This window comes from Sphingomonas sp., from assembly GCF_036387535.1.
Taxonomy (GTDB): domain Bacteria; phylum Pseudomonadota; class Alphaproteobacteria; order Sphingomonadales; family Sphingomonadaceae; genus Sphingomonas_R.
The window spans coordinates 1-16,670 of the sequence record NZ_DASVTO010000004.1 but is presented as its reverse complement, the minus strand read 5'-3'; the positions used below and the strand labels follow the sequence as shown (position 1 = coordinate 16,670).

General features: G+C 64.7%; 13 protein-coding genes. 1 reads left to right on the top strand and 12 read right to left on the bottom strand.

All coding sequences use genetic code 11. From position 1 onward, the window contains the following. Window positions 1–22: 22 nt before the first annotated feature. The 6 genes from VF649_RS00675 to VF649_RS00650 all read right to left on the bottom strand — a co-directional run bounded on the left by VF649_RS00675 (window position 23) and on the right by VF649_RS00650 (window position 9,672). On the bottom strand, window positions 23–1,522 hold the full coding sequence (locus VF649_RS00675) for a PepSY-associated TM helix domain-containing protein (RefSeq protein ID WP_331010027.1): 1,500 nt from the start codon (window positions 1,520–1,522) through the stop codon (window positions 23–25). Beyond that, window positions 1,519–2,061, bottom strand: a complete 543-nt coding sequence (locus tag VF649_RS00670) for a hypothetical protein (RefSeq protein ID WP_331010026.1) — start codon at window positions 2,059–2,061, stop codon at window positions 1,519–1,521. Before VF649_RS00670 ends, VF649_RS00675 begins: the two co-directional genes overlap by 4 nt. Window positions 2,062–2,071: 10 nt before the next feature. Next, complete coding sequence (locus VF649_RS00665) at window positions 2,072–4,189, bottom strand: TonB-dependent siderophore receptor (protein WP_331010025.1); 2,118 nt, start codon at window positions 4,187–4,189, stop codon at window positions 2,072–2,074. Window positions 4,190–4,376: 187 nt separating this feature from the next. Next, a complete protein-coding gene (locus VF649_RS00660) occupies window positions 4,377–5,954 on the bottom strand; it encodes a carboxylesterase/lipase family protein (RefSeq protein ID WP_331010024.1) in 1,578 nt (525 codons plus the stop codon). Further along, the gene (locus tag VF649_RS00655) at window positions 5,951–7,297 is read right to left on the bottom strand and encodes a glycoside hydrolase family 1 protein (RefSeq protein ID WP_331010023.1); all 1,347 of its coding nucleotides are present in this window, start codon (window positions 7,295–7,297) and stop codon (window positions 5,951–5,953) included. Before VF649_RS00655 ends, VF649_RS00660 begins: the two co-directional genes overlap by 4 nt. A gap of 2 nt (window positions 7,298–7,299) precedes the next feature. Further along, window positions 7,300–9,672, bottom strand: a complete 2,373-nt coding sequence (locus tag VF649_RS00650; RefSeq protein ID WP_331010022.1) for a TonB-dependent receptor — start codon at window positions 9,670–9,672, stop codon at window positions 7,300–7,302. Between the two features lie 103 nt (window positions 9,673–9,775). Here VF649_RS00650 and VF649_RS00645 point away from each other — a divergent pair, with 103 nt between their 5' ends. Then, a complete protein-coding gene (locus tag VF649_RS00645) occupies window positions 9,776–10,426 on the top strand; it encodes a helix-turn-helix domain-containing protein (protein ID WP_331010094.1) in 651 nt (216 codons plus the stop codon). Window positions 10,427–10,515: 89 nt separating this feature from the next. Here the strand turns inward: VF649_RS00645 and VF649_RS00640 are convergent, their stop codons facing one another. The 6 genes from VF649_RS00640 to VF649_RS00615 form a co-directional block, all read right to left on the bottom strand. Next, window positions 10,516–10,926 (bottom strand): cytochrome c, encoded by a 411-nt coding sequence (locus VF649_RS00640; protein ID WP_331010021.1) that lies wholly within the window; start codon window positions 10,924–10,926, stop codon window positions 10,516–10,518. A gap of 31 nt (window positions 10,927–10,957) precedes the next feature. Continuing rightward, complete coding sequence (locus VF649_RS00635) at window positions 10,958–12,526, bottom strand: flavin monoamine oxidase family protein (protein WP_331010020.1); 1,569 nt, start codon at window positions 12,524–12,526, stop codon at window positions 10,958–10,960. Window positions 12,527–12,566: 40 nt separating this feature from the next. Further along, complete coding sequence (locus VF649_RS00630) at window positions 12,567–13,073, bottom strand: RidA family protein (RefSeq protein WP_331010019.1); 507 nt, start codon at window positions 13,071–13,073, stop codon at window positions 12,567–12,569. 41 nt (window positions 13,074–13,114) lie between these two features. After that, window positions 13,115–15,703, bottom strand: a complete 2,589-nt coding sequence (locus tag VF649_RS00625) for a TonB-dependent receptor plug domain-containing protein (protein ID WP_331010018.1) — start codon at window positions 15,701–15,703, stop codon at window positions 13,115–13,117. A gap of 250 nt (window positions 15,704–15,953) precedes the next feature. Further along, complete coding sequence (locus VF649_RS00620; RefSeq protein ID WP_331010017.1) at window positions 15,954–16,256, bottom strand: hypothetical protein; 303 nt, start codon at window positions 16,254–16,256, stop codon at window positions 15,954–15,956. A gap of 243 nt (window positions 16,257–16,499) precedes the next feature. Beyond that, a partial coding sequence (locus VF649_RS00615; protein WP_331010093.1) for a transposase occupies window positions 16,500–16,670 on the bottom strand: 171 nt, incomplete at its 5' end.

Below are 16,670 nucleotides of genomic sequence, written 5' to 3'. Positions count from 1 at the left end.
CGCCGGACGCGGGGCCGCTTCGTCACCGGGCCGCTCCGCCGACCTCCTCCAGCGTGCGGACGGTGCCCGGTGCTGCGGGGCGCCGTCGACGCCCGAACCGGATCGCCAGGGTGGTTGCGAACGGCACGATGATGACGGCATCGATGGCGATCACACCCGGCGGCGCATCGGGAAACGCGATCAGGTGCAGGCAGGCGGTCGTCAACACGGCCGCCGCCACGGTCCGCCGCAGGTGCGCGCGGGCGATCACGGCCGGCCGGGCCGCGGCCACGATGATCGCCGCCGCAAGGCTGCTCCAGAAACCGGCGGCAAGCGGTGCATCCGGGCCGGCCAGCGCGCGAAGCCACAGCATCGCCAGCAACAGCAGGGGCACGCCCCACAGGATGACGTCCCAGCATGCCGCCAGCCGATCACCGCGAAGGCCGCGGCGGCGGCGCTTCTGCAACCATAAGGTCGTGCCCGTTGCGGTCACGACGCACAGCGCCCCGCCCAGCAGCATATAGGCGATCTCGACCGCCAGTCCGCCATAATTGCCGAAGTGCAGATTATAGGTCGACGCCGCCACCTGCTTGCCGATCGCGCCGTTCGACAGCCCGATCGGGCCTCGCCACCGCCCCGCCCCATCGAAGACATAGCTTTCGCCATAGATCAGCCGCCGGGGATGGTCGGCCAGGATCTGGATATGTTGCCCCCGCGTGCCGGGATCGTGGATGGTGACATAGGTCGGATCGGCGAACGGAACCCGCCTGCCCAGCACGCGCAACGCCGTCGCGGCATCGGCCAGCGGAGCCTTTGCCGCGTCGGGCGCCGGGTCCTGGCCGAAGATCGGGGCATAGATGCGCTCCATGTCGCCGCCGGTATAAGCGCGGGCCAGCATGCTGAACCCGACGCTGCCAAGCCCGATGAACGCGCCGGTCAATGCCACGGCCAGCACGAACGGCACCGTCCACACGCCCAGCCGGTTGTGCCAGTCGGCACGCGCGATCTGCGGATCGTGGCGCATGCGCAGGCGGAACGCATCGCGAATGATCCGCGGATGCGCCAGCACGCCGGTCACGACCAGCACGACCAGCATGACGCCCAGCGCGCCGACCAGGATAAGTCCCCATGTCGTCGGCAGATGCAGATATTCGTGCATCGCGATCAGGAATTCGGTCCAGGCATGCGCTTCCCGACCGACCACGCGGCCGGCGCCATCGACATACCAGGCGCCATTGTCGGTGGTGACGACCGCCCGGGGCAGGTCGTCGGTCGGCATGCGGATATACAGGTGCGCCGTCCGGGGCTTGCCTGCCTCCGATGCCAGCACGGCCTGCATCGCGCGTTGCGCGGCATCGGGCGACAGATACCGGGTTTCGGTCACCAGCGGCTGCTCCCATCGCTGCCAGCGATCGTGGATCACGATCAGCGATCCGGTCAGCGCAAGGATGTAGATCAGCGCGCTGGCAAGCAGGCCGATCGCGGCGTGGCCGCCCAGCGCGCGCTGGACGATGCTCTGGCGGGGTGAATCGGGTCGGGTCACGAAACCTCCCACAGGATGGTGCCGATCATTGCGGCGGTCAGCGGCGCGGCGATCATCCGGACGGGTGCCGCGCGTGTCATCTGGATCGCCATGATCGCGGCCCATGCCGTCGGTTGCAGGAACAACGCCAGGACGATCGCATCCGCATCCCCCGCGCCGCCGCGCCGCGCGAAGGCCTGCGCGCCAAATGCCAGCCACTGCGCCGCCGCGAACGCACCCGGCACGACCAGCATGAACACGATCAGCCGGCGGGCCAGGTCACGTCGGCGCTGCGGGAGGGTGATCGATGGCGCCGTCCGCGCCGCGCGGCGCGATCTGGCGGGTGCGGTCCACGCCTCGCGCAGCACCAGGATCAACGCCACCGCCATCGCCGTGACGGTGCCGATCGCCAGTCCCCATGCACCGTCCGTGATCGTCAGCATGGCCAGTCCCACGATCCCCAGGCCCCAGCCGATCGCCGCCAGCACGCGACGTCCGCCCCAGCCGAGCCGGATCAACAGCATCGCGGCCGCAAGGCCGATCAGGGCAAGCGCGATCATGCGACCGCTCTCAATAATTCCAGCCGATGGTGCCAAGCACCGTGCGTGGCGCACTGTAGAAGCCCTGATCGAAATTGAGTGCGCCCAGATATTTGGCGTTGGTCACATTCTTCAGGTTGGCGCTGATCGACAGGCGCTCGGTCAACGCATAGCGCGCGAGCAGGTCGAGCACGGCATAGCCCTTCTGCGTGATGCGGACCTGCTCGCCGGTCGTCTTTGAAACGATGCCGTCGGGTTCCAGGTAGATGCGGCTCTGATACTGGAACGAAGCGCCGATCTTCAGCGCCGGCAGCGGCGGCGGTGAATAGGTCAGGTTGAGCCGCGCGGTGTTGCGCGGCACGAAGGTACGGACCGGCTCGTCTCTATCCCCGCGCACCCGCATGATCGTGTACCCGCCCGTCGCCTGCACACCCGGCGCCAGCTGACCTCCGAATTCCAGCTCGACGCCCTGCGATGTCGCGTCGACTCCGCGGTAGATGGTGCGCAACAGCACCGGATCCAAGCCCGCGGCCTCCGCGGTATTCTTCTGCCGCGCCTGGAAGATCGCGGCACTGGCGTTCAGCCGGCCACCCAGCCATTCGCCCTTCACGCCCGCTTCGATCGTGTCGCCTTCGATCGGCGCGAGCAGCCGGTTGTCGGCATCGAACTGGGTCTGCGGATTGAAGATCGTGGCGAAACTCGCATAGCCGCTGATCGTGGACGACAGGTCCAGCGTGGCGCCGACGAACGGCAGAAACTTCGTCCGGTCATAATCGGTCGGGGTGTTATAGGATGTGCCCTCGCTGAACGCGCGGGTATAATTGCCGCCGACCATGATCTTCAGGCGGTCGGCCGGATTGATCCGCACCAGGCCATAACCGGTCTCGCGGCGGGTATGGGTCGACAGGCTGGGCGTGTACGGCGTCGGAAAGTTTGGCAACGGGAAACTGCCGTCGAATGCGGTGGTCAGCGTCAGGGGCAATCCGATGGTGGCGGTCTCATAGCTTGAATCCTGCCGATATTGCTGCGCGCTGCGGTTGACGCCCAGCATCACGTCATGGTCGCGGCCGAACAGCGCCACGGTCCCGGCGACATGGGCATCGACGGTCAGGTTGCGGCCCTCGCCCCGGAATGCGCCGGGATAACTGAAGATGCCGCCGCCGGTGATCCTGTCCGGATTGCCATAGACATAGAAATTGCGGTCATTCTCGCTGTTCGCGCGGCGCACCGCACTGATCTTGGCGGTCCAGCCATTCCCGAACCGGTGCGTGATGTCGCCGAAGATCTGGCGGTCCACCACGTTCCAGCCGGCCCAGTCCGGCCCGGTGTTGGTCGACCGCGCCAGCGGAATCCGCGTGCCGTCGGTATAGTATAGCGGCAGCGCGCCCCACATCGCGCCGCGGGTCTGGTGATCCTGATGCCCATAACCGCCGCTGACCACCGTATTCGCCCCGACATCGGCCTCGACGATGCCATAGCCGGTCCAGCGGCGCAGATGGTAGCGATCGAGATAGCTGTCGGTGTCGAGCAACGCCCCGACCGCGCGGGCCCGGATGCTGCCATCCTTGTTCAACGGCATGCTGACATCACCGTCCAGACGGACATGGTCGAACGATCCATATTGCGCGCTGAACGACGCGTTCGGGGTCAGGCTCGGACGCTTGCGGATGAAATTGACGACCGCCGATGGATTGCCGGTCGACGACAACAGCCCCGGCGCACCGCGCAGCACCTCGATCCGGTCATAGATTGCGGTGTCGATCGAACCGGTCTGCACCGCGAATGCGAACGGCAGGCCGATGCCGTCGATCTGGAATGTCTGGATGTCGAACCCGCGCGCGGAATAATAAAAGCGGTCGGTCTCCTGCGCCTGGACGGTGATGCCGGGCACCGTCGCCAGCAGCGCGTTGACATCGTTGAGTTGAAAATCCTGGATCTGCGCGCGCGTGACGACGCTGACCGATTGCGGCGTTTCACGCTGGCTCAGCGCAAACCGCGTGGCCGTGCTCTGCGCCTTCACCCCATAATCATCCGTGCCTTCGGTCCGCTGCCCGGTCACGACGATCTCGTCGCGCGCAGAGGCAGCCGGATTCTCGTCCCCGACGGCGGCGACCGCCGATACGGCGAGCAGGGCAAGGGCAAAGGTCATGAGCGTGCGGTCCTCCAGCGGGCGTCCGCACTCCTTATCGCCTGCAACCGCTATTGCAAGTGATTATCACTATCGTTCGCTGTGGGGAGCGCGTCGGCAGTCCCGATTGTGCGCTTTCCAACGCCGCGACCCGTCATGCCGGCCTCGGCCTCCCGTCGATCGGCAAGGCTCAGGTCGCCCTTGCGGCCTACGTCCAAAGCGCCAAGGCGTCTTCGTCGATCGGCGCGACATGGGTCGGCCCATCGCCGAACCGCACTTCCGCCCGGGATCGTGTCAGCGACGGCCACATCACCGCCCCATGATGATCGGGGGAGCCATGAATGATGAAAGCGGCCCAGCGATCATGCATTTCCGTCGCCAGCGCCTGATTGGCCGGTGTCGGCAACTGCCCGAAAGCACGCCCGATCGGGGTGTCCAGCCGCCCCCAGGCATATCCCATCTCTGCGACATGGCTTGCCCAACCCGCAAATGGCCCGCTCTCCGCTGTGCGGTCGAACCGATAGACATAGGTCGGCGCAGCGCCGACCGCCGCATGCGCGAACGCGATCTGCATGGACGACCGCCAATATTCCTCGGCGGTCAGGAACTGGACGCGCAACTGGATCGGCGACAGGTCCGGGTACCGTGCGCGATAGCGATCGAACACCGGCGCCGCGATCGCCAGATCAATGTTGCTGAGTTCGGACTGCGCCAGTGGCTGGCCAATCCGCTTCCGGTCGAGAAACACGATTGCCTCATCCCGGTTGGTGCCGATCAACAAACCGACGCCGGCGGCCGCTCGCGCCTGCATGGCGGCCAACGGTGGTCGTGGGAGGAAATCGTCCCCGATCATCGCACGGAATGGGAACGGCCGCCCATATCCGGCGGCGAGATCGGCCTGAAGCGCCAGAATGTCGGCGGTAGACAGCGTGCGGAGCGCCTCGGCAGGCTGCCCGCGCCGTTCCAGCCATGTGCCCGCCATGCGCCCCAGCGCCGTCGCCCGCGGCACGTCGCAGAGCGTTTCACCCCCGCTTTCCACGATGGCGCGCTTGAACAACCCGCGTGCCGATGGTGCCGCCATCAGCGAGACGACATTCTTGCCGCCCGCGGACTCACCGCCCAGCGTCACGCGGGCCGGGTCGCCGCCAAAGGCAGCGATATTGGCTTGCACCCACCGCAGCGCCGCAACGATATCCTTCAGGCCGTTGTTGCCACTGCCGCGCCATGCGCGCCCCAGCACTGCGCCCAGCTCCAGAAAGCCCAGTGCGCCGACGCGGTAACCCACCGTCACGCACACGATCCCCTTCCTGGCGAAGGTACCGGTGTCGAACGGCGCCTGCGACGCGGCACCGGACTCGTTGCCGCCTCCGTGCACCCAGACATACACCGGGTGCGGCCCGGGTGCATCGGGCGCGAATATGTTCAGGTACAGACAATCCTCGGACCGTTCGGCGGTACCGAAATACTCCTCGGGCGACGCGACATAGGCGGGGTCGGGCTGGATGGGTGCAGGCGCCCAGGCGCTCCCGTCGCGCACACCCGACCAGGATCGTGCCGGCTGTGGTGCCCGGAACCGGTTCGGCCCGATCGGCGGCGCGGCATAGGGAATGGCCTTGAACGCGACCACGCCCTGCTGCGCCCGGCCCCGGATACGACCCTGCCGCAACGCTAGCGTGCCATCGGCATCCCATGTCGCGCCCGGGACAGCACCCGCTCGCCCGCTCGCTGCCAACGCCGCACCACCGATCAGCAGCGCGCGTCGGTCGACGAACGGGCCGGCGCTCATACCGCGTTGCCGCGCGCGATCGTGGCGAGGACAGCGGCGCTTGGCTTCGGCGTGCGGCGGAAGGTCGTGCGATCGACGCTGCACAATCCGAACTTGGGCCCGTAACCGAACACCCACTCGAAATTATCGAGCAAGGACCAGTGAATGTAGCCCAGCACCGGCACACCGGCGGCCATTGCTGCCTTCAAGTCCGCCAATGCCGCAGGAATGAACGCCGCGCGCTGTCGGTCGTCGTCGGTGCCGATGCCATGCTCGGTCACCAGCACCGGCACCCTGGCCCGTTCCCAGGCGTAGCGCGCCGCACCGGCCAGCGACGCAGGATAGATTTCCGTGCCGCGCGTGCTCTTGGGCGCGTCGGCGGGTGGCGGCAGATCGCCCTTGTCGCCGACCCGCTGCCGTTCGTAATTCTGCACGCCGACGAAATCGTCATGCTGCGCGAGGCTCAGCCAGTCATCATAGCAATAGGCGCGTTTCTCATCCCGTCGGCTGCTGGGACCGGCGGGCTGATCGTCCTCGATCGCCAGGCTCACGCCGACCGGCAGGTCGCGCCGTACCGCCTTGATCGCGGCCTTGGCGGCCGTGTGCGCCTTCATCAGAATGGGCTGGATGACCTTGGTCTGCGCCGGGCTTTCGACGAACATCGCCACGAAATTCGTGCCGCCATACGCCTTCGCAGCGGCGGCCCGCACCGCATCCGCGTCGCCAAAGGCCTGCGGCGGCAGCTTCCACCGCAACAGCGGCATCAGGTTCGGCTCGTTGAGCGTCACGACCGCATGGATACCCGCCGCCATGTGGCGCGCGACCCGGTCCGCAAATCGCGCGAACAGCAGCGGAGCGTCGGCATTGGTCCAACCACCCTTCAACGCGAACCAGCGCGGGCAGGTGAAATGATTGAGCGTCACGACGGGCTTCAGTCCACGGGCACGGCACCCGTCGATCATCGCCTTGTAGTGATCGAGCATGGCAAGTGAAAATTCGTTCTCCGCCGGCTCGATCCGCGCCCATTCGAGCGAGAAGCGATAGCTGTTCAGACCGAGGGAGCGGACAATGTCCAGGTCGAGCGGCCAACGATGAAAGCTGTCGCATGCATCGCCCGAGGACTCGGCAAAAGGGGATGGCTTGACATGCTCGATCGCCCAAACGTCCGAATTGACGTTGTTGCCTTCGACCTGGTGGGCGGCGGTCGCTGCTCCCCACAGGAATCCGGCGGGAAACGTCTTGGCTTTCGACGGGCGCGCGATCCGCTGTGCCGCCACCGGGGCCGCAGCCGCGATCGACGCCAGCGCGCCCGCCTTCAACACCACCCGGCGCCCGGCGTTCGAAAGATCTGAAAATTTCGGCATCATCAAAATCCAAATCGCAATGCGGTACCGATCGTCCGCACGGAATCGAGGTTGAACGTCTGCAGGTTGGTCAGCTTGTTGGGCGTGGACGTTGCGTCGCCGGCATCCGTGCTCAACGACGTCGGGACGAACCGGTTCGTGCAATTCTTGCAGAATAGCGAGAAGCGCAGATTGTCGCCCACCCGTACGCCCGCGGTCATGCCGAACAGATCGATCGCGCCAAGCCCCGTCGCTGGCGACCGGTTTATGGCATAGTTGATGCTCGACCGGTGGTACCAATCGCCGCCGATGAACGGGACGACGTCGCCGCTGACCGGCAGGTCATAGCCGATCTGCACCGTGGAGGTAAATTTGGGCGATACGGGCAGGGTCAGGCCGGCGGCATCGAACACCCGGACCGTGGCGGAACACCCCCTGGTCGCCTGGGTCGGATAGCATTGCGCCCCGGGAAAGCTGGAGAATTTCGACGACAGCAGCGCGCCGCTCGCATTGATCGCCAGGCCTTCGATCGGCCGCAGCCCGATGGTCGTTTCGATGCCGCGGGATCGTACCTTCGCCGCGTTCTGCACGATGAAGGACTGAGACACGATGTCGAACGACTGGACCTGGAAATCGCTGAACTTGGTCGTGAACAGCGACACGTTCACCGTCAGCCGCCGATCGAGGAAGCTCGACTTCACGCCGAACTCTCCGGTGTTCGAGATTTCCGGCCGCACGACCAGCGAGGCGGCCGCATTTGGCGCCTGATCGTTGAAACCGGGGCCCTTGTAGCCGCGGCCGTAGAAGCCGTACGCCATGATTGCGGGTGTCGCCTGATATTGCGCACCCAGCTTCCAGCTGAAATTCGTGTTCGCATAATCCTGGACGATCCGCACACTCGGGCCGCCAAGCGGGACGAAATAGCGAAACCGCCCCTGGGTCAGGTCGATGTCGATCGTGTCACGGGTCACGCGACCACCGGCGATCAGCTTCAGCGCGTCGGTCAGGGCATAGGTCAGCTGACCAAATCCGGCCAGGCTCTCCGTATCCAGCGTGTAGACGCGGTCGCTGCCGAGGAACAACGCGTTGCTGACGGAACAGGTCGGTGGCCGGGCGCCGGCCACCGCAGTCGCCCCGACGCAGAACGGAAAGCCCCGCGCGACGAAGGTCGGCAGATAATTATTGCCGCCCAGGGCGGTGTCATAATCCAGCGTCGACTTGAACGCATAGAGCCCGACCTGGCCCGTCAGCCGGTTGCCCGCGGGCAAGGCGACGCGCAACTCGTCCGAATATTGATCATAACGACCGACGGCGCGGTTCAGGCTGGCGGCATTCTGCGCCGTCCCGTCAATGTCGAGCTGCTGGCTCTGCCCGTAATAGCGCCACGCCGCCAGGTTGCTGATCTCGATGCCGGAATCAAGCGTATGGGTGACGGAGACCTGCGCACCGCCAGTATCGATGTCGCGATAATATCCGCCTTCGCCCGCGAACAGGAAGTTCGCTGGACTGGCCGTGATGCCGACGGCAGTCAGCGGCGCCAGATTGTTGCTGCCGGTCGCGAGCCGGCGATAGCTCGGGTTGAACAACCCACCGGTACCGGTCAGCTTGTTATAGTCGCCGATGGCATAGATCGACCATGCGTCGTTGGGCTCGATCAGCAGCTTGCCCTTGACCTGATAGGATCTCCGGTTGATGTCGTCGCGAACGCCCGCCGGAACCGTACCGACGAAGCTGATCGGCGGCTCTTCATACCCATAGAGCGCGTTGATCCGCAGCGCGGCGATGCTGCCCAGCGGGATGTTCAGCGTCTGCCGACCGATCAGGCCGGGCGCGATGCGATCCGCGCCCGGCGTCTCGCGGGACGAGAGTTCGACCTCGCTGACCGACGAGAATTGCCCCAGCTTGGGCCGTGCGGTCACAATGTTGAGAAGACCGGCGGACGCGTTCTTGCCGAACAGCAGGCCTTGCGGCCCGTTCAGCACCTCCACCCGCTCCAGATCCATGAACTTGGCCGAATTCAGGATCGGCCGCGCGTAGTTGACGTCGTCGATGGCCAGCGCGACGCTGGAGTCGATCGTACCCGAAAACGAGATCGTGCCGACCCCGCGCACCGCGAACGTGGAATCCCCGCCGATCTGCAGCGTGGGCGCCGCGCGGGTCAGCTGCGTGAGATCGTTGATCTGTTGCGCCCGCAACGTGTCGGCGGTGACTGCGGTCAGGCTGACCGGCACCCGCTGGATGCTCTCGCTCCGCCGCTGGGCCGTGACCACGATGTCGGCGGACCCCGCATCGGCCGTTGTGTCGGCAAGGGCCGGATCGGGCGCGCGCTCCTGCGCGTGCGTCACGGCCGCCATCGCCATCATCCCGGCGCCTGCCAGCAATTTCCAGAGTCGCATGATTTCCCCTCCCTACCGTTTTTTTCCTTTTGGCACGATTTTTACATGCGTTCAAGAACGCATGTAAGTTTTGGATGTTTGCGGGCGGAGCGGATTATGCGATCTGGCAGCGGTCGCAGACCGAGGGAGACGATCGATTACACGGCGGACGCAGCTGGAGCGCACCACCAAAACCCGTCTGGCGCTGATCGACGCGACGATCGATGTCGTGAACGCCCGCGGCTATAATGGGGCGAGCACGGCGCTGATCGCCGAGCGTGCCGGCGTCAGCCGCGGCGCGATCCTGCACCATTTCGGCACGCGCGCGGCCTTGATGGCGGAAGTGATCGTGACGGTCTATCGGCGGGAAAACGCACAATATCACGAAACCGTGTCCAGTGGCCGGTCGGGCCAGCGGATTGCCGACTGGCCCACGATCCTGTGGGACGTGCTCAGCCAGCCGTCGGGGATGGCGGTCCTCGAAATCCTTCAGGCGACGTATAGCGATCCGGAGCTCGCAAATGACGTCGTCGCGATGCAGGCAGTGGTGGAAAACGAGGCTCTTGCCGCCATGCGGAGCAATCTGGGTGGGAATCAGGAGGAAGCACGGGCCTTGATGCGGCTGATGGTCTGGTCGGTTCGCGGACTGTCGATCGCCAATCGGCTGATGCCGGATCGCGACGCCACCCGCGCGGCCATCACTCTGCTCGCGCGTCTGCTCCACCAATCAACGCCGTCCGGGCGGATCGACGATCTGCATTCCGATCCGGTTTGACGAACGTCACACACCCGCACGACGCGGCGATGGTTCACCGCGCGACCCGGCAACATGGCGCGCTCCTTGGCGGAACCGCAACGCCCGGCTCAATGCCCCGGCATCGGCCGATCGATCGCCTTCTCCGCGCCGCCCCGCCACTTCGCGACCAGCGCGACCGGTACCGGCGGCGCCCTGTTGCCCCAGCTTGATCGCACGAACGACGCCACCGCGGCGATCTGCGCATCGTCCAGTCCGTCGCGGAACGTCGGCATCCCGCCTCGGCCGTTCAGCAACAGCTGCGCGACCTTGGCTGGATCGCCCGTCACGAACTTGTTGCGCGCCAGCGCGGGAAAGGCGCCCGGTATGCCCTGCCCCGCCGGCTGATGACAGGCGGCGCAATTCTGGGCGAAGATCTGCTGCCCGGACGTGACCGGCGCCGCCGCGGCGCCGGGCGCTTGCGCCAGCAGCAACGCCGCGGTGGCCAGCATGGCCGTCCCGGCCGCAACATGTCGGATCATGGAAGCCTCCTTTCGGATCGCACGATCGCGATCATGACGCGGACGCCTGCTTGTGCAGCGCATCGATCTGCATCCAGGCGGATTCGATCCCGCCCGCCTGCCAGCCACCCAGATGGCTCAGATGTTCGCCCGCCAGGTAGATACGCCGGTCCGGCCGCAACAGCACCGGATAGTCGCGGGCCCGCGCCGCTTCGTTCCAGACCGCCCAGCCACCCAGATTATATTGCACCCGGTGCCACGCGACGGAAAAGGCGCTCTCGAAACTTTCGGCATATTCCGGAAAGATCTTCTGCCCGAAATCGACCGCGAACTTGGCCCGATCGGCGGGCGACAGCGCGCTGACCTTGGCCGCCGATCCGATGAAGTTGTAATAACCGAGCAGCACGCCCTTCTGCCCCAGCCATCCCGTCGACGGCAGCGAGATGCTGCCAATATCGGGATCGTCGGTGTAGACATGCCCGCCATAGATCCAGTGCTTCTCTTCCCAGAAACGCTGCTTCATCTGCAACCCGATCTTGCCGACCGGGGCATAGGCGACGCCTTCCATCGCGGTCTTGTGCGCGGGCGACAGGCCGTGATCGATCATCTTCAGCACGGACAGCGGGATCGTGCAGATGCACCAATCGCCCTTGACGACGCTGCGCTGGCCCTTGGCATCGACGACACTGACGGACACGCCCTTGTCATTCTGCCGGATCTTCTCGACCACGGTCGCATACCGGATCTTGTCGCCGACATGACGGACGAAGCCGGCCGGCAGCATCGCCATCCCGCCCTTCGGCTGGAACATCGTCCGCTGCTGGTCCCACTCCGAAACCGACGCCAGCACGCGCCAGGCCTCGGAATGCAGCACGTCGGTAAAGGCATAGGGCTTGGTCGGCTCCCCCGCGACCAGCCCGGCGCCGGGCTTCACGATCCAGCCACGGCTCTCGCTGCCGCCATAGCGATGGTCGGCGCCCTCCAGATACCCCTCGCTTTTCAGATAGGCGAGGAACAGGTCGCGGTCCGCGGCGGTGAACTGCTGGTCCAGCGCGCCCGACTGCACCGTCTTGGCCAGGATCTCCGCGGCATGGCCGCGCGCATCCGACGCGATCTCGCGCTTGCGCACGGGACGATTGGCAAGCGGTCCGCTGCCCTTGGTGAAAAAGGCGTAGCTGTTTTCATTGTCGTTGTTAAACAGCTCGACGTCGACGCCGAACTCCTTGATGTAATGCAGCGTCGATCGCTGATGGAACGGGATCCGCCACGGGCCATGGTTGATATACAGCCCCTCGTCGAACGTGCAGGTCTGCGTCTCCCCGCCCAGTTCGGTCAGTTGGAAGCCCTTGCGCGCGGTCTGCGATCGGCCGCCGGCAAAGCCCCGCGCTTCGATCACGGTCACGTCATAGCCCGCCTTGCCAAGTTCATAGGCGGAGGTCAGCCCCGCGACGCCGGCACCCAGGATGATGACGGAACGGCCGGCGCCGCCCCCGGCCAAGGGCGGCGGCGCGGTCGCGGCGGACGCCAGGTCCATGCCGAACGCCTCCATGCCCGTCATCAGCAACGACGTCCCGCCGATCGCCGCCAGTCCTTCCAGGAAGGATCGTCGTGTCATCACCATGGCTGTGGCCGCCTGTTCCGGAAGGATGGGAAGATACGGATCATTGCGGCGCCTTCACCGCAATCGCCTCGATTTCGATCAGGTACATCGGCCCCGCCAGCGCCGCGACCTGCACCGTCGATCGGGCGACCAGATTGGGCTGCTCCGGGGTTCCGAAAAACTGTTTGTACCCGTCGTTGAAGCCGGCAAAATCCATCTTGCCGCCCAGCTTCGCATCGCCGGCGACGAACACGGTCAGTTTCACGACATCGCCCATCGCATAGCCATGCGCCTTCAGGATGGTCTCGATCCGCTTGAACGTCGAAACCGTCTGGGTCTTCGTGTCCCCATAATCGGCGATCGTGGTCGCGGGGCGCGACGGATCGATCGGGCTGGCCAGCTGCCCGCTCAGGATCAGGGTCTCGCTTCCCGCCGGTACCGTCACGCCTTGCAGGATGATGGCATCGGGCGCGCCCTTGTGCCGCACCAACGGTGCGGCCACGGCGGGGGCGGCTGCCGCAACGGCCGCCGCCAGGATCAAGAGCTTCGATTTTGAATGAACCCTCATAATGCTCCCCTATATTTACGCGTCGTATATCTTGTTATCAATCAGAAGTCGAAATTGATCCGGGCATAATAATAGCCGCCGTTGATGCCGTAAGGACTGAACGTCAGCGGCGCATCGATGACGTTCCCGCCGTTGATCAGCGAGAAATTGGTCGTACCGGGGACCAGCCCGACCGTCGGCGGGCGCTTGTTGAACACATTGTTCGCACCCAGCGAAAATTCGAATGAATCGGTCAGCTTGTAGTTCAGCTCGATGTCGCCTATAAACGCGGTGTTGATTTTCTGCAGATAGTAATCGGCGCCGTTGGGCGTGGTATAGGCCGAACTCTTGCCATAGACCGTCCCGCGCAACGTCGCGGACAGACGATCGAGCGTGTAGAAGGCCGATGCCACTACCTTCACGCGTGGCGACGCGCTTTCCAGGTTGGATCGTGCTTCCAGATCGAACAGGTCCACGGGGTTCGGCGCCCGGACCGAGGGATTGCTGACCAGCGTCGGCGTCAGCTGCGCGGGCGCGACGCCCAATTTGGTAATCTTGGTCTTGTTGTAATTGGCCGCGATCGTCCAGTTGACCTGCCCGGCATCGCCAAAGTCCGTCGCCAGGCTCGCGACCAGATCGATCCCGCGCGTCCGCGTGTCGGCGCCGTTGGTGAAGATGTTGATCCCGGTCTGATCGACGGTGGGGTCCAGGACATTGCCGTTGGCGATGATCGCCGCCGTCACGCCGGGGAAGTTGACCGAATATTCCTGCCCCCCGATCGTGACCGTGCCGCCACCGCCGCCAAACAGGGATCCGGTGCCCAGGATGCGGTTCCGGATCTTCACCTGATACGCGTCGATCGTGAACGTCAGCCGCGACATCGGCCGGATGACCGTCCCCAGGCTGAAATTCGTCGATTTCTCGGGCTTCAGATTGCTGAAGCCGAGCAACTTCGCCGCCGCGGAATTGGCGGGCAACTGCACGAAGGCCGATGTCGGCGACACGTTGGTGGCGGAATAGAAGCTTTCGGCCAGCGTCGGCGCGCGGAAACCGGTGGCGGCGGTCCCGCGCAACGAGAACATGTCCGAGAAGTCGTAGCGCCCGGTCCCCTTGAAATTGGTCGTGCCGCCGAAGTCCGAATAATGTTCGTACCGCATCGCGCCGTCCAGCTTCAAACCGTCGACCGGCTGCGCCGCAATGTCCAGATAGACGGCTTCGTTGTTGCGCGTGTTGCGGCCCGCGTCCGATGGACGGAACCCGGGATAGGATTGCGCGCCTTCCTTGTAGATCGACCCGGGATCGCCCGATCCGATTTCATACGCGTTCTTGCGATGCTCATATCCGAACGCCACGTTCAGCGGCGCGGCCATCCCCAGTTCGAACTCGCGGCTGAAATCCGCGTTGATGGTCCACTCGCTCGCCTTGAAATACCCGTCATAGAAGTCGGTCGGCGTGAACCCGGTATCGGCGTAGAGCGAGGCGTTGGCGGAATCCACGGTATAGATCAGGTTCTTGTCGACACCGTAGGTGTTGCTCAGGTCGAACCGGAAGCCCGCGATTTCGCCCTTCACGCCGCCCGTAACGCCGAAATCATCCTCACGGATCTTTTCGCGCGGGCTGAACCCGTTGACCGGGCTGTCGCCCTGCGGATCAAAATAGGTGGTGACGCCACCCACGGTCCGCGACACCCGGGTCGGCACGCGAAGGTTCTCATAGGCGGACGCGATCCGCCGGCCATAGGTGCCGAAACTGTAAAGCTGGACGGCGCCCAGGTCATAGCCGGCATTATATTGCGCCGTAGTGAGCCGGGATTCGGCATCGCCGTTGATCTTGTTGACATAGGGGAAACCCGGAATGCCGGGATAAAGCTGGCGCTGGATCGCGCTCAGCCCGCTGGCCAGGTTCCCACCGGCATCGGTGACGCGCCGGTCGAGCCCGCCGATCTGCGTGAAGTCGTGATAGCGGTGGAACAGGGTCAGGTTAACGAACCCCGCGTCCCCGATCTTCGTCGCCAGATGCGCGGTTCCGGCATAGGTGCCGCCACCGACCTTGTAATGCTTGCCGGCGGTCACGTTACCGCTGAAATCGTCCGAATCGTCCTTCAGCAGGATGTTGATGACGCCGGCGATCGCATCCGATCCATATTGCGCCGCTGCGCCGTCCTCCAGGACCTCGATCCGCTTGATCGATCCCGGCGCGATCATGTCGAGATCGGCCGTCGCCGCACCCTGATAGGGGCCACCCAGGACGGCCAGATTGGCCGTGCCGTGCCGCCGCTTGCCATTGACCAGGACCAGCGTGTGGTTGGGGCTCAGACCGCGCAATCGCGCCGAAAGCGTCAGGTTCGCCGTATCGCCGCCAAAGGCCTGCGCGGTAAAGGACGGCACCAGCTGCGTCAGGACCTGGTTCAGATTGGGCTGACCGACATGGCTGAGGGCTTCGGCGCTCAACACCTTGATCGGCGTGGCGCTCTCGGCCGCGGTGATCCCCAGCGCCCGCGTCCCCGTGACGATGACCTCATTGTCCTCCGACAGGCCGGCCGCAGATCCGGGTGCCATCGCCGCATCGGGCATCATGTCGGCCGCTGCATATTGTTCGGGTACGGCCTGTGCGGAAACCCCCGTCGCCGCGCACAGCATCGATGCGATCAATGCAGATCGTGAAATATCGCGTGCAGATTGAACCATGAAGACCCCCTATATCTGGTTAGCCCAGCAGGATCCTCTCCAGGATTATGTTCTTGTTTGTAGTTTCATAGTAAAGCCACACACGATATGAGACAGCGATATAAATCTACAGGACAAAGCAGGCATCTTGCGTCGAAAATAAGCCGCAGACCGCGGCCTTTTCCGACTTCATGCTCTTCTTTGATTTAATCCCTGTAGGTGCATTCTTCCGCAATTAAAATTGAAACACAAGAGGGTGATCGATCATTTTTGAAAGATTTGTTGAAAGATGATCGGATCGGACATTCATCTGTATGCCCGCGATCACAGCAACTTGGCGCCGGTGGCACGCATCGGACCAAGCCGGCGGCCGCACATCCCGGCCCACACCGGGGTCGGCTGACCATCCTGCTACAGCGAACCGGATCACCGGACATAGCCAAACGATACCCACCGACTGGCCGTGCACCACCGTCGCCGCGAACAGCATCAGCGCCGGCACGCTCGCCCCCCGCACCATGGTCTCGACCGTCGTCATGTCCGGCCCCCGATCTCAGAACTGAACCGGACACCAGCTTCGGTGCGAACACGCTGCACCGCAACAGATTGTCACTCAAACCGCGGAAACGGACATCAATATTCTATTGCTGTCACTTTTTCGCAACAAAGCGCATGTCTGTGCGGCTCACCCGGAACCCTGCGGACCGGAGCGGTCATGTCCCACCGAGTGGTGTAGCTTTGGCGGCGTAGCCGCATCGATGTCCGGGCAAGCCGGTATCGATTAGGCGGCCATGGGCGGCAGCGTGACGGCGGGATCATCGCTCAACTGCGCGACGCTTTCCAGCGTCATGTAACGTCCTCGCTGGACTGCCCATTCGTCGTTCTGCTTGAGCAGGAGCGCGCCGACGAGGCGGGTGATGGCATCTTCGTTGGGGAAGATGCCGACGACGCG

Bases quoted from the DNA above. Each gene is read 5' to 3' on its own strand.
- VF649_RS00670 (WP_331010026.1), bottom strand. From the start codon at position 2,061: ATGATCGCGCTTGCCCTGATCGGCCTTGCGGCCGCGATGCTGTTGATC.
- VF649_RS00665 (WP_331010025.1), bottom strand. From the start codon at position 4,189: ATGACCTTTGCCCTTGCCCTGCTCGCCGTATCGGCGGTCGCCGCCGTC.
- VF649_RS00660 (WP_331010024.1), bottom strand. From the start codon at position 5,954: ATGAGCGCCGGCCCGTTCGTCGACCGACGCGCGCTGCTGATCGGTGGT.
- VF649_RS00655 (WP_331010023.1), bottom strand. From the start codon at position 7,297: ATGCCGAAATTTTCAGATCTTTCGAACGCCGGGCGCCGGGTGGTGTTG.
- VF649_RS00650 (WP_331010022.1), bottom strand. From the start codon at position 9,672: ATGCGACTCTGGAAATTGCTGGCAGGCGCCGGGATGATGGCGATGGCG.
- VF649_RS00640 (WP_331010021.1), bottom strand. From the start codon at position 10,926: ATGATCCGACATGTTGCGGCCGGGACGGCCATGCTGGCCACCGCGGCG.
- VF649_RS00635 (WP_331010020.1), bottom strand. From the start codon at position 12,526: ATGGTGATGACACGACGATCCTTCCTGGAAGGACTGGCGGCGATCGGC.
- VF649_RS00630 (WP_331010019.1), bottom strand. From the start codon at position 13,073: ATGAGGGTTCATTCAAAATCGAAGCTCTTGATCCTGGCGGCGGCCGTT.
- VF649_RS00620 (WP_331010017.1), bottom strand. From the start codon at position 16,256: ATGACGACGGTCGAGACCATGGTGCGGGGGGCGAGCGTGCCGGCGCTG.